Here is a 12,882-nt window from a genome sequence, read left to right as displayed (position 1 = left end):
TGTCGCTACTTGATGCGCCCTTCAGCGCCGAACCTCATCAGGGTTTGGTCGCACTGCAATACACAGGTTTTTTTCTCGCCGCAGAACATTACGGCCATGGGCGAAGTGGTGAAATTATTTCTGGAAAAACATGAACAGTCGCTCAAAGTACGGCGTCGCCTGTTCTCCAGCTTTGTCGAAATCGCCCAAAATATTCTGCGCTATTCGCAAGACAGTCGCGCACTGAGCCATGATGAGCAGCTTTATCGCTTTGGTTCCGTCTGTTTACGCTATGACGACGGGCGCTACTATCTGGAAAGTACCAATCTGGTCGGAACAGATGCCAGCGATCAGCTGCGCATTAACCTCGAATCTCTGCGCGTGATGAGCATTGATGAAATTAAACAAGCCTATCGCCACGGCCTGCGCGCAGAAAGTCCGGCATGGAGCAAAGGCGCGAATATCGGCCTGCTGACGCTGGCGCGTGACGTTAGCGAGCCGCTGGAATATCACCTCCGTCCGCTGGAAGCCAGCGATCTCACTGCCTTCTGGCTGAAGGCCACCATTTGTCATGACTGAAAAATCGATTATGCAAACCATTCAACTGACTGCCACCGACTGCACGCCTGCTGTAGAGTTTGATTTCGCTGCTCAACGTTTTTCGCTGCGAGGGGAATCCTGGCCGGAAAATGCGGCGGCTTTCTATCGTCCCCTTCAGAGCGCGCTTGAGGCGTGGCAGCCACAACCCGATTTTCCCGCTGAAGTGAATATCGCCCTCAGCTACTTCAACAGCTCCAGCACCAAAATGCTGTTTGGCCTGTTCGACCAGTTTAATCAGCGCGCGCAGGGCGGCTGTAATATTGTACTGAACTGGTATTTTGATGCTGAAGATGATGTTTCAGAAGAGTTTGGCGAAGAGCTGTCACTGGATTTTACCGCGCTGGATGTGCAACTGCATGCGGAAAACGGTCAATGATCGATTTGAAAGAGTTGTTCAGTGAAGAGACACAGGTGCTGAATAAGGCCAGTGATGTCGCCGCACAGCAGAGTTTGCGTGCCGAAGAGTACCGTGAGGCTTTGCTGCAGCTCAATCATCACTATCAGCGTTTAATGCGTGAAACCTGGCGCCTGATTTCACGCAGCGATCGGGCTGAGCGTGAGCTAAACCGGGCGAATGAACAACTGAGTCAGCTGGCACGTGAGCTGGAATATAAAGCCACTCACGATCCGCTGACCGATGTGTGGAATCGCAGCGCGATTATTCAGCGCATCAGCCAGACACTCGCTCATTCCCCCGCCGCGCTGATCATCCCGGATATCGATTTTTTCAAACGTATCAATGATGAGCATGGTCATCCGGTGGGCGACAAAGTGATCTGCGAAATGGTCGAACGCATTCAGCGGAATACACCAGCAATTGCCAGTATTGGCCGCATTGGCGGTGAAGAATTCACCATTATGCTGCCAGACACTTACTTAGCTGACGCGGTGATTGTTGCGGGCGCAATACTGGCCTCGCTCAACGCCGCGCCGCTGGCCGCCCTGCCGGAGCGTTTAGTCACTGCCAGCCTTGGCGTAAGTTGGGGTGCAACCGGCAGCGGTTTCGAAACGCTTTATAATAATGCCGACGCGGCGCTGTATGACGCCAAAAAACACGGACGCAATCGCGTTTTCTTTCGCTAAAAACTCAGCTTATGCTGGCTTCATTATTTAGATAATTTTCATCTCTTCTCTTCAAAAGCTTTGTAATCCTCCTTTCTGATCATCTCTTTTTATAAAAAGTTAGTTTAGTAAAATTTACTAAACTAACTTTTGCAAAAATTTGACTTAAACAAAAAATATAATTTACTTAAGTTATTAATACAAAAGGGGAAAATCTCAACAAAATAAATAAAATCAAATTTTCAAAGATTATTTATTGCAAATAACCCGCTTTAAAAGTCCAACTTATATCAAATTCAGGCAATAAAGTTGGGATTAAAACTAATTATTGGTGAGGTATATTCACTATTAAAAAAATTATGATATTTATTTAGGACTTTTCTTAAATGGAGTTATTGCAATGAAAACAGCAAAAAAATTAATTTTATTATCTTTTTTATCGCCTCTGCTGTTAACGGGCTGTCAAAATAATGCAGACAGTTATGCAGCCAATGTTTATGACACAACTCAGCTCAATAATAAGCAAGAGACTAAAACGGTCAGTATTATCTCTATCCTGCCTGCAAAAGTTGCGGTAGATAACACGCAAAATAAACAAGCCGCGCAGACTTTCGGTGCGATTTTAGGAGTAGTTGCAGGTGGCGTAGTTGGACATAATGTAGGTTCACGTTCTGCGCTTGGCACCACTGCTGGTGCAGTCGGCGGCGGTGCTGCCGGCGCAGCAGCCGGTTCTCTGGTAAAAGATAAAGTTCTCGTCGAGGGTGTATCGCTGACATACAAAGAAGGCACGAAGGTTTACACCTCTACTCAGGTGGGTAAAACATGTGAATTCACTTCTGGCTTAGCGGTTGTTATTTCGACAAAAGATAATGAAACCCGCATACAACCAAACACATCTTGCCCGGTAAAAGCTTAAGAGGCAAAGATGAAAAAAGGTTTTTCAATTCTGCCGCTCGTGGTGCTTAGCCTTATTTCAGGGACGAAGGCACAAGCGGCTACTTTACAGGATCAACTCGCTGCGGTTGCCGCTGCAGAAAATGCCGGTAAAGCTGAAGAACAATCCCGTGAGGATGCACGTCAGGCCCGACTGGAAGCGCAGGCTCGTCAGGAACGGGCGCGTCAGGCCAAAATTGCGGCGGCACATGCTGAAAAACAGCGTCAGCGAGAGGCTGTTATTGCTGCTGATAAAGCACGTGCGGTGGCCGAATATCAAGCCGATAAAAAACGTGATCAAAGCTACGAAGATGAGCTGCGTCAGTTAGAAATTGAACAACGCAAATTAGCTATTAAACGTGAAGCAGCACGGGTGGCTCGCGAAAATGAATTTATCGATCAAGATCTGAAATCGCGTGCGGCCCATACTGACGTTGTACAGTCAGAAGCAGACGCAACGCGTAGCCTTTCTCAAGGCGGACATGATCTGCTTAAAAGCGAAGGCGAAGCTCGCGTCAAAAAAGCCAGCAGCTGGTTTAATTAATAAAGAGGGGGAATAATTCCCCTTATTTATTGCTGCTGCGCCATTTGCACCGGCGGCGTGCTCACTGCTGGAATAAAGATGTGATCCAGTATCTGCCGCATCACGGGTGCAGCCGTCACCCCTTCCCCGCCCCCGTTTTCCAGAATCAACGCTATCGCCACTTTTGGGCTGTTAAAGGGTGCAAACGCGGTATAAAAGATATGATCGCGCAAGCGAACCGGGATCATCTTCGCGTTGTAAGTCTGATTCTGTTTCAGGCTAAATACCTGGGACGTCCCGCTTTTGGCGGCAATGCCGTAGGGCGCGGTGTGGAAATATTTGTAGCCTGTGCCGTTTGGCGCATTCGCCATACCAAACATGGCATGACGCACCAGCGACCAGTAAGGTGAATTTGCATCGCCAATTTGCGCCTGGGGTAACGTCGGATGGTACATGTCGATATGCTTACCGCGCTGAGCTTTCTCAAGTAAATGCGGCGCGATCACCCGCCCATTATTAATCAACGCCACCATGGCTTTTACCATCTGAATCGGTGTGGCGATCCAGTAGCCCTGTCCGATGCCGACAGAAACCGTATCACCCTGATACCACGGTTTTTTATGAACCTTCTGTTTCCAGTTACGGCTGGGCAATAAACCGTTGTACTCCTCGTTGAGATCGATACCGGTCGATTTGCCGTAGCCAAACTGACCCAGCATGGTATGAATGCGATCGATGCCCATCATAAACGCCACCTGATAAAAAAGGTGTCAGCAGACTCTTCAATCGCTTTGGTGACATCCAGCATACCGTGTCCGCTCTTTTTCCAGTCACGATAATGGCGATCGGTGCCAGGTAGCGTCCAGGTGGGTGCGCCGAAGAAGTGGGTTTGCGGTGTGATAACGTTGGTCAACAGCGCCGACATCGCCATATAAGGTTTAACCGTTGAGGCGGGTGGATAAAGCCCCTGGGTCACACGGTTGATCAACGGCAGATTTTTATCCTGCAATAACGATTTATAAGCCTGATAGCTGATGCCTTTAACAAAAGGATTGGGATCGTAGCTGGGGCTGGAGACCATCGCTAACACCGATCCATCGTGTGGATCTTCAATCAGCAGAGCTGCACGCTGACCCGCCAGCAGGCTTTCAACATACTGTTGCAGATGAAGATCGAGTGTCAGCGTAATATTTTTGCCGGCAATCGGCGCGACTTCTTTCAGCACCCGTACAATGCGGCCATGATTATCAACTTCGACTTCCTGATAGCCGGGCTTGCCATGCAGTACGGATTCGTAATAAGCCTCAATGCCTTGCTTACCGATGTTGTGATCGGCAGCGTAGTTTTCCGCGATGCCTTGCTGATTCAACCGCTTATAGTCACTGTCGTTGATTTTCGAGACATACCCCACCACGTGCGCTAAATCCGCCCCGTAGGGATACTGGCGATCCTGATAGGTATCAATACTGACGCCGGTAAAATTGAACTGATTGACCGCAAAGCGCGCCACTTGCTCATCTGTCAGTGCTTCTTTCAGTATCACCGGCTTGTAACGGCTGCTCTGCTTTAAGCTGTGCATGAAGGTATCGATCTCATCGGCATTCAGATCGATAAGCGGCGTCAACGCAGTGAGTGTAGCCTGCATGTCTTTGATTTTGTATGGCGTCAGCGTGATGTCATACCAGGTCACGTTGTGCACCAGCGGAATACCGTTGCGATCGTAGATTAGCCCGCGCGTTGGCGCGATGGGGATCATTTTAATGTCGTTCTGATTTGATCGCGTCTGATAGTAGCTGTGCTCCCGGACCTGCAAGCGGTAAAGATTAACAGCCAGAACAGTAAAACAGACAACAACCAGGGCAAATGCAGTTATCGCGCGACGGATAAACAGCTTTTCTTCAGCTTCGAAATTACGAAAATTCATCAGGAGGCATTTTTGGGGAGTGGTTATTTTGTGTTGTCAGCCTAATGATAGGGGGCGCGGCGTTCAGTGCCAGCGCGAAAATGCACAAGCCTGAATAAAATTGTGTCATTTAATGAAGATGTTACCGGGGAGAGCACGCATTGCCCCTGCTCCACTTTCCCCCGCCGCCCGGCGGGGGTAGGATGTTTTAATCACCCAGCAGCACAGATTCCAGCGCGATTTTGATCATGTCGTTGAACGTGGTCTGACGCTCAGCCGAGGTGGTTTGCTCGTGGGTACGAATATGGTCAGAGACGGTACAAATCGTTAACGCTTTTGCACCAAACTCTGCTGCCACACCGTAGATGCCTGCCGCTTCCATTTCCACGCCCAGGATGCCGTACTTCTCCATGACATCGAACATATGTGGATCTGGCGTATAGAAAAGATCCGCAGAGAAGATGTTGCCAACACGCGCTTCAACGCCCAGCGTTTTAGCCGCATCAACCGCGTTACGCACCATGTCGAAATCCGCAATGGCTGCGAAATCGTGGTCTTTGAAGCGCATACGGTTCACTTTAGAATCCGTACAGGCACCCATACCGATGACGATATCACGCAGCTTAACATCCGCACGCACCGCGCCGCAGGAGCCAACACGAATGATCTTCTTCACGCCGAAATCAGTGATCAGTTCCTTGGTATAGATTGAGCAGGACGGAATACCCATGCCGTGTCCCATCACGGATATTTTGCGTCCTTTATAGGTGCCGGTATAACCCAACATACCGCGCACATTGTTGACTTCTACCGGGTTCTCCAGGAAGGTTTCCGCAATGTGTTTAGCACGCAGTGGATCGCCGGGCATCAAAACTACATCTGCGAAATCACCCATTTCTGCATTAATATGAGGCGTTGCCATTGTTTTACTTATCCTTTTTAAATAGCTGATTTACAGCATGTTCTTGCCATAGTCCATATCGGACAGGCCAAAATAGTGTGCGATTGTCTGACCAATATCCGCAAAAGTTTCACGGTAGCCGAGCGAGCCGGGTTCTACTTTAGGCCCGTAGATCAAAACTGGGATGTGCTCGCGCGTATGCTCAGTACCTTTCCAGGTTGGATCGCAGCCGTGATCGGCGGTGAGGATCAGGATGTCATCCTCTTCTACCAACGCCATCAATTCCGGCAAACGGCGATCAAACAGCTCAAGCCCACCTGCATAACCGGCGACATCACGACGGTGGCCCCAGGTTGAGTCGAAATCAACGAAGTTAGTGAAGACGATAGCGTGATCCGGCGCCTGCTTCATTTCCTGAATCGTGGCATCAAACAGTGCATCCAGCCCGGTGGCTTTCACTTTTTCGTGATGCCCTGTTCAGCATAGATATCAGCAATTTTGCCCACTGAAATGACCTGCCCGCCCTTCTCGTCCACCAGCTTTTTCAGCATGGTTGGCGAAGGTGGCTCGACAGCCAGATCGTGACGATTACCGGTACGCTCGAAGTTACCCGCCTTATCGCCAACAAAAGGACGCGCAATAACACGACCAATGTTGTAGCCGCCTTCGGTTAACTCTTCACGCGCAATCTCACACAGCTTGTACAAGCGATCCAGGCCAAACGTCTCTTCGTGACAGGCGATCTGGAACACGGAATCCGCCGAGGTATAGAAGATCGGTTTGCCCGATTTCATGTGCTCTTCGCCCAACTGGTCGAGGATAACCGTACCCGATGAGTGGCAGTTACCGAGATAACCCGGCAGGTCGGCGCGTTCAACCAGCTTGTCTAACAGTTCCTGGGGAAGCTGTTCTCTTTGTCGCTGAAATAGCCCCAGTCGAACAATACCGGCACACCCGCGATTTCCCAGTGGCCTGACGGCGTATCTTTACCGGAAGAGATTTCACTGGCATAAGCGTACGCACCGATAATTTTTGCTTCAGGATCAAGGCCGCTCGGGAAGCGTCCGGTAGAAAGTTCTGCTGCTTTGCCTAAGCCCAGTGCGGTCAGATTGGGCAAATGCAGGGGGCCTTTGCGCCCTTCGTCCGCCTCGCCTTTAAAACAGGCTTCGGCAATGTGACCTAACGTGTCCGAACCTGCGTCGCCGAATTTATCGGCATCTTTGCTGGAGCCGATCCCGAAGGAATCGAGAACCATAATAAAAGCACGTTTCATGCAAGTCTCCTGCGCCTGTGCGCGTGACAAGTCAAAAAAAAGCGATCAGATCAGTATACCCGAATGCCTCCCGGCTGGCACTGATAGTTGCGGATCAGCCCGCATTTGTCACCCGACGATAGACAACGGGCGTCTCTTCGGGGGCGCTGTCGCTGAGTTTGATAGCCGCTTTGATTGCCGCGGCGGCCTGCTGCCAGCTCGCTTCACTGCTGGCATGGATCACCGCAAGTGGGCGTTGCGTATCGGCACGTTCACCCAGCGTGATCATGTCGCTTAATCCTACGCTGTAATCGATACTGTCGCTGGCACGTTGACGTCCGCCCCCCATGGCTACAACTGCCATGCCCAGCGCGCGCGTATCCATGCTGCTGGCAATGCCTGGTCTGTCGGCATACACCGCCTTGCTTAGCATGGGCGCAGGAAGGTAAGCGTCATAACGCTCAACGAAATCGCCCGGCCCTTTCTGCGCAGCCACCATGCGGCCAAAAATCTCAGCGGCTTTGCCGTTATCCAGCACCTGCATCAATTTTTCCCGCGCTTCTGCGTCACTGGCTGCCAGCTTGCCCGACATTAACATTTCACTGCACAGCGCCAGCGTGACTTCGAGTAAGCGCGGATTACGTGCCTGACCGGTAAGGAATTGCACCGCTTCACGTACTTCCAGCGCATTCCCGGCGGTAGAGGCTAATACCTGATTCATGTCGGTAAGCAGCGCGGTGGTTTGACAGCCTGCGCCGTTTGCCACGCCGACAATCGCCTGCGCCAGGTTTTCTGAAGCTTCATAGGTGGGCATAAACGCACCGGAACCGACTTTTACATCCATCACCAGCGCATCCAGCCCTTCGGCCAGTTTTTTCGCCAGGATTGAAGCGGTGATCAGCGGAATAGAATCAACGGTGGCAGTTATGTCTCGCGTGGCGTAAAAGCGTTTGTCTGCCGGCGCCAGCGAGTTCGTCTGACCAATAATCGCGACGCCGACCTCTTTGATGATCTGACGAAAGCGATCGTCACTGGGGAAAATGTCAAAACCGGGGATCGCTTCCAGCTTATCCAGCGTGCCACCCGTGTGGCCGAGGCCGCGCCCGGAGATCATGGGAATATAACCGCCGCATGCCGCCACCATCGGGCCTAACATCAGGGAAGTCACATCACCGACGCCGCCGGTTGAGTGTTTATCCACCACCGGGCCATTCAGGTTAAGCGATTTCCAGTTCAGCACCGTGCCTGAATCGCGCATTGCCATGGTGAGTGCCACGCGCTCAGGCAGGGTCATATCATGGAAATATATTGTCATTGCCAGCGCGGCAATTTGACCTTCGGAAACGCTGTTATCACGGACGCCCTTAATGAAGAAGCGGATCTCTTCTTCGCTCAGTGCATGGCCGTCACGTTTTTTGCGGATGATTTCTTGTGGTAAGAACAAGGTAACCCCCCTTCAGACAGGGAAATATTGGTGTTGAAAAGGCGGCCACGGGCCGCCTGAAAAGATCAGTAGCCTGACTGGCTGCTTTCGTTGTTATGGCCCAGCGTATTCAGCAGATTCGCCAGCAGGCTGGATGCGCCAAAACGGAAATGGCGTGCATCGGCCCAGTCAGCTCCCAGCGTCTCTTCAGCCAGTTGCAGATAAATTGCGGCATCTTCAGCGGTACGGACGCCACCGGCTGGTTTAAAACCCACCTGCTGCTGCACGCCTTTGTCACGGATCACGCTCATCATGATCTGGGCCACTTCTGGCGTCGCATTCACCGGCACTTTACCGGTTGAGGTTTTGATGAAGTCAGCGCCGGCATCAATGGCAATGTCAGATGCCTGGCGAATCAACGCCTCTTCTTTCAGTTCACCGGTTTCGATAATCACTTTCAGCAGCACATTCGCTGCGGCACATGCCTCTTTACAGGCTTTTACCAGATCAAAACCGACCTGGGTATTTCCGGCGATCAACGCGCGGTAAGGGAAAACCACATCCACTTCATCCGCGCCGTAAGCGATCGCTGCGCGGGTTTCAGCCAGCGCAATGTCGATGTCATCATTGCCGTGCGGAAAGTTGGTCACTGTCGCAATGCGGATGTCTGGCGTGCCCTGCTCGCGCAAGGTTTTACGCGCGACCGGAATGAAGCGTGGATAGATGCAGATAGCCGCTGTATTGCCCACGGGTGACTTCGCCTGATGACACAACGCAATGACTTTCTCGTCAGTGTCATCTTCATTCAGCGTGGTTAAATCCATCAGTTTTAATGCGCGAAGGGCCTGCGCTTGTATATCGGTCATGATGCTCTCCAAAACGATCGGGATGCGGCCAGTAAGCTGGCCGACAGAATGTGATAATAATAACAAAAGCAGCGCGAGCAATATGTGGCAATAATCACATCACTATCACTGCCTGCTGTTACAAACCAGGAATGGCGTGGCTTAAATTAAAAAAATGCCTGTGAGCACTATTATACGGCAGCCAGCGCAATGTTACTATTGTCACATTTAACAGTTCGGTGCGCTGATTATTGTTTAAAGCGTAGTCAATCGCGCAGCGCATCAGAGGAAAAGCGGATTAGTTGGAGAACTGAAATACTCTCTGACTGTTATTCCAGAGCGCATCGGCAATCTCTTCAGGGGACTCGGGACGTAAATCACATAACGCTTCCCAGACAAGGCGCGCACGTTCAGGACGGTTCGGCTCACCCTGAAAACCATGCAGCGGCATATCTGGCGCATCGGTTTCCAGTAACAGCGCGTCAAGCGGAAGTTCGGCGATGGTGTGGCGGGTTTTGCTGGCGCGATCATAGGTAATGGTTCCGCCAACGCCAATGGCATAGCCGAGTTTGATAAACGCCTGCGCCTGTTGCAGGCTGCCTGCAAAAGCATGCACCACGCCGCAACGCGGTAAATCGTGGCGACGCAGATGCAGCGCCAGTTTGTCATGGGTGCGCCGTGAATGCAGAATCACCGGCAGATCATATTTTTTCGCCAGCCTGAGCTGGGCATCCAGCCACTGTTCCTGCTTCTCAAATTGCGGGTTGTCGCGATAGAGATCCAGTCCGATCTCGCCGATCGCCACCAGCTTTTTGGGTTTCTGCCTGAGCCACCCTTCCAGCCGATCCAGATGCTCTTCCTGATGATCTTCTATCGCGATGGGATGCAGACCGAGCGCCGCATACAGCGCAGGGTGATCGGCCGCTAGCTGGCAAATCAGCTCAAACCGACCGATATCGACGGCTGGGACAATAATTTTTTCAATGCCTGCTTCAGCCGCTTTTGCGAGCGTGCTTTCGGTTTCATCAATCAACGGTGAAAAATCAAAATGACAGTGGGTATCAATAAATCTCATGCCAGCGAACCTTTATCGTAATCGGCGTCATTATCCGCCACAGAAGGTGTGATGATGGGCCGCGCATCCGGTGCATTTGCCACAGGTGCAGGCGGCGTAACAACTGAGTGGCGCATAAACGGCTCGGCATCACTGAGCCACTGGCCCAGCGTGGCGAGAAAATAGCGACCACAGCGACGTCCTAAATGATAATCCTGATTCAGCGATGCGACCCGGCTTCCCAACGCTTTACTGGCCAGCACACGCGGCGGAAAGATCTCAATGATACGCAAATTGTCAGGTGGCTGATCGATAAACTGCAGGATCTCACGATAGCTCTGCTCATGATGATGCAACACTTTGATCATGGGCTGTAATGCACTGCGGCCTAAAAAGCGTTCCATGCGCTTGATCCACTTCGCCGTATAGGCCAGTTGTGATGGCACAGTACGAATCACCACAATGGTATCTGCGCCACGTCGTGCGGCTTCGCGCACCGGGATCGCATCACTGATACCACCGTCCAGATAGCTAATGCCTTCAAGATCAACGCCCAGTCGGTAAAAGCCGGGAATGGCACTGGTCGCTTTAATCAGGTTCAACCAGTTTTCATGGGTTGGCGCAAAATAATTTGGAGAATAGTCGTCGCTGCGACAGGCACACATATAGAATTCGCGTCCGCCTGAGAACAGCGTTTGCGCGCTCTGCATCGCCAGTGGAAATTCACTGCGGGTAATATCGATAAGCCAGTCAAGATCGATCAAGTGACCACCACGCACGAAGCGCACGGGATCAAAAAAGAGTTTGCTGGTGGTGTAGCGAGTAATCACGCGACGGGCATAGCCGGGCTGCGCACAAACAAAAGCAGAAAGATTTTGCGCCCCCGCCGAGGTGCCCAGCATCAGGTGAAAAGGGTTGAATTGTGCTCGCTGAAATTCATCCAGCACGCCAGCAGTGAAGATGCCACGCTGTCCACCGCCTTCGCACACTAAGGCGATTTTTTTAGCTTTGAAAGGGGTAAGTGCCAGGGGTTCAATAGCGCCGAGTGTAACCGGAATACGTATGCCCAATGTCTGAACCTCAGGTTAGGTTCTCATGCGGGCTTGCTGGGAGGTTTTTCCGTTTTGATTCTGCAGCATCCCGGAGAACCAGTCATGTTATCCCTTGGCCGGGCAGAATGCTTTGCGCCTTCTGCCCTTTCATAGCATCGTGTACGTTGTCCGTATCGTCACGCTCTGCGCCATGAATGACTGGTCTCCGCTTTATGCTAATGCATTACGTAAGACTCATCGGTCAGGGTCGTTTGCGGCCGGTAAACAGGCTGACGAGGAACAGAATAATACCTACAACGAAGACAACTTTAGCTGCCCATGCTGCGGTACCGGCTAAACCACCAAAACCCAATGCGGCGGCAATCAGTGCGATTACCAGAAAAATAATGCCCCAACGAAACATAAGCCTCTCCTTTACCATAGTGAAAATCGAACTGCTTATTTCATCCCAGGATGGGTGTTTTTATTCGTGCGGCACCTGAAGCGCCGCACGTTTACTATTAAGATTTAACCGTCAGGTCATTCTTAACACTTTTCACGCCTTCAATTGCTTTTGCGATACTTTCAGCACGATCCGACTGTGCCTTGTTCGCAACGGTTCCTGAAAGCTGAACAACGCCGTCGGTGGTTTCTACTTTCACATTACGCGACGGGACAATGTCATCCGCTAATAGCTTAGCTTTAATTTCGCTGGTTGTTGCAGCATCACCTGCATAGCCTTTCAGTGACTGAGAGTTAGTGCTGCTGTCTCTTACGTGTAGTTTGTCACTCACGGATTTAACGCCTTCCACTTTCTCTACTACCGCGACCGCTTTTTCAGCCTGATCCTGAGAAGTGACAAAGCCGCTTAACGTAACCACACCTTGTTTTGTTTCTACTGAGATATCGGTGCTTTTAATGGCTTCATCATCTACCAGCGCCGCTTTCGCTTTGGCTGTGACGTTGCTGTCATCCATGTATGCGCCGACTTTGTCCATAGAACTATCGATTTTTTGCCCCGTGCTGTCAGCAGCCTGTTTCGCTTTCTGCGTCATTGTCTCTTCAGCCAGTGCGCCACCACTCAACAGTGCAGAACCAACCATGGCAGCAATCAGGGTTTTCGCAATATTTGACTTGTTCATCGATATATTCCTTCTATCAGTTAACTCACCCACCACTGTGGGCGTGACAGCAGCAAACGGCACTGCTGTAAGGTTGGACGTAAGGAGAAGAAAATTCTCTTTCGCTGCCCGATAGAGTAATCATAGTCAGGATTTTGCGTTTTGCTGGAGTAACTGGTTGATAGCGCGCTGAAATAGACGAAACGGGGCGTTTTTAGGAGGAGTCTGTAGCGGGAGAATCAGGGCCACTCTCAA

The 12,882-nt window shown here is 51.1% G+C and carries 12 protein-coding genes and 2 pseudogenes; 5 read left to right on the top strand and 9 right to left on the bottom strand.

What is annotated here, in order from left to right; all coding sequences use genetic code 11:
- Window positions 1-108 precede the first annotated feature (108 nt).
- The 5 genes from O3W44_RS15595 (at window position 109) to O3W44_RS15575 (ending at window position 3,118) form a co-directional block, all read left to right on the top strand.
- Window positions 109-558, top strand: coding sequence for a SiaB family protein kinase (locus O3W44_RS15595; protein ID WP_269293768.1), 450 nt, complete (start codon window positions 109-111; stop codon window positions 556-558).
- Window positions 551-955 (top strand): DUF1987 domain-containing protein, encoded by a 405-nt coding sequence (locus O3W44_RS15590; RefSeq protein ID WP_269293767.1) that lies wholly within the window; start codon window positions 551-553, stop codon window positions 953-955. The genes O3W44_RS15595 and O3W44_RS15590 overlap by 8 nt, the downstream gene beginning before the upstream one ends.
- Window positions 952-1,662 (top strand): GGDEF domain-containing protein, encoded by a 711-nt coding sequence (locus O3W44_RS15585; protein WP_269293766.1) that lies wholly within the window; start codon window positions 952-954, stop codon window positions 1,660-1,662. Before O3W44_RS15590 ends, O3W44_RS15585 begins: the two co-directional genes overlap by 4 nt.
- 379 nt (window positions 1,663-2,041) lie before the next feature.
- Window positions 2,042-2,557, top strand: coding sequence for a hypothetical protein (locus O3W44_RS15580; protein ID WP_269293765.1), 516 nt, complete (start codon window positions 2,042-2,044; stop codon window positions 2,555-2,557).
- Between the two features lie 9 nt (window positions 2,558-2,566).
- Window positions 2,567-3,118 carry a DUF5384 family protein gene (locus O3W44_RS15575; RefSeq protein ID WP_269293764.1) on the top strand — a complete coding sequence of 184 codons (552 nt, stop codon included), beginning with the start codon at window positions 2,567-2,569 and terminating at the stop codon, window positions 3,116-3,118.
- A 26-nt stretch (window positions 3,119-3,144) separates the two neighbouring features.
- Here the strand turns inward: O3W44_RS15575 and mrdA are convergent.
- The 9 genes and pseudogenes from mrdA to osmY all read right to left on the bottom strand — a co-directional run bounded on the left by mrdA (window position 3,145) and on the right by osmY (window position 12,648).
- Window positions 3,145-5,021 (bottom strand): annotated as a pseudogene (gene mrdA / locus O3W44_RS15570) (penicillin-binding protein 2).
- 187 nt (window positions 5,022-5,208) lie between these two features.
- Window positions 5,209-5,922 (bottom strand): purine-nucleoside phosphorylase, encoded by a 714-nt coding sequence (deoD, locus tag O3W44_RS15565; protein ID WP_269293763.1) that lies wholly within the window; start codon window positions 5,920-5,922, stop codon window positions 5,209-5,211.
- A 30-nt stretch (window positions 5,923-5,952) separates the two neighbouring features.
- Window positions 5,953-7,174 (bottom strand): annotated as a pseudogene (deoB, locus tag O3W44_RS15560) (phosphopentomutase).
- A gap of 94 nt (window positions 7,175-7,268) precedes the next feature.
- The gene (gene deoA / locus O3W44_RS15555; protein WP_269293762.1) at window positions 7,269-8,597 is read right to left on the bottom strand and encodes a thymidine phosphorylase; all 1,329 of its coding nucleotides are present in this window, start codon (window positions 8,595-8,597) and stop codon (window positions 7,269-7,271) included.
- Between the two features lie 65 nt (window positions 8,598-8,662).
- Window positions 8,663-9,442: a deoxyribose-phosphate aldolase gene (gene deoC / locus O3W44_RS15550; RefSeq protein ID WP_269293761.1), complete on the bottom strand. Its 780-nt coding sequence runs from the start codon at window positions 9,440-9,442 to the stop codon at window positions 8,663-8,665.
- A gap of 277 nt (window positions 9,443-9,719) precedes the next feature.
- Entirely contained in the window at window positions 9,720-10,496 is a 777-nt protein-coding gene (locus O3W44_RS15545; RefSeq protein ID WP_269293760.1) for a TatD family hydrolase, read from the bottom strand.
- Window positions 10,493-11,545, bottom strand: a complete 1,053-nt coding sequence (locus O3W44_RS15540; protein ID WP_269293759.1) for a patatin-like phospholipase family protein — start codon at window positions 11,543-11,545, stop codon at window positions 10,493-10,495. The genes O3W44_RS15545 and O3W44_RS15540 overlap by 4 nt, the downstream gene beginning before the upstream one ends.
- A 223-nt stretch (window positions 11,546-11,768) precedes the next feature.
- Window positions 11,769-11,930 carry a DUF1328 domain-containing protein gene (locus tag O3W44_RS15535; protein ID WP_065426276.1) on the bottom strand — a complete coding sequence of 54 codons (162 nt, stop codon included), beginning with the start codon at window positions 11,928-11,930 and terminating at the stop codon, window positions 11,769-11,771.
- A gap of 97 nt (window positions 11,931-12,027) precedes the next feature.
- Window positions 12,028-12,648: a molecular chaperone OsmY gene (osmY, locus tag O3W44_RS15530; protein WP_269293758.1), complete on the bottom strand. Its 621-nt coding sequence runs from the start codon at window positions 12,646-12,648 to the stop codon at window positions 12,028-12,030.
- Window positions 12,649-12,882: the final 234 nt, after the last annotated feature.

Source organism: Pantoea sp. LMR881 (genome assembly GCF_027157825.1).
GTDB classification, from domain to species: domain Bacteria; phylum Pseudomonadota; class Gammaproteobacteria; order Enterobacterales; family Enterobacteriaceae; genus Pantoea; species Pantoea haifensis.
This window is presented reverse-complemented; position numbering and strand designations above follow the sequence as displayed.

Bases quoted from the DNA above. Each gene is read 5' to 3' on its own strand.
- deoD (WP_269293763.1), bottom strand. From the start codon at position 5,922: ATGGCAACGCCTCATATTAATGCAGAAATGGGTGATTTCGCAGATGTA.
- O3W44_RS15535 (WP_065426276.1), bottom strand. From the start codon at position 11,930: ATGTTTCGTTGGGGCATTATTTTTCTGGTAATCGCACTGATTGCCGCC.
- O3W44_RS15590 (WP_269293767.1), top strand. From the start codon at position 551: ATGACTGAAAAATCGATTATGCAAACCATTCAACTGACTGCCACCGAC.
- O3W44_RS15580 (WP_269293765.1), top strand. From the start codon at position 2,042: ATGAAAACAGCAAAAAAATTAATTTTATTATCTTTTTTATCGCCTCTG.
- O3W44_RS15545 (WP_269293760.1), bottom strand. From the start codon at position 10,496: ATGAGATTTATTGATACCCACTGTCATTTTGATTTTTCACCGTTGATT.
- osmY (WP_269293758.1), bottom strand. From the start codon at position 12,648: ATGAACAAGTCAAATATTGCGAAAACCCTGATTGCTGCCATGGTTGGT.
- O3W44_RS15575 (WP_269293764.1), top strand. From the start codon at position 2,567: ATGAAAAAAGGTTTTTCAATTCTGCCGCTCGTGGTGCTTAGCCTTATT.
- deoC (WP_269293761.1), bottom strand. From the start codon at position 9,442: ATGACCGATATACAAGCGCAGGCCCTTCGCGCATTAAAACTGATGGAT.
- O3W44_RS15585 (WP_269293766.1), top strand. From the start codon at position 952: ATGATCGATTTGAAAGAGTTGTTCAGTGAAGAGACACAGGTGCTGAAT.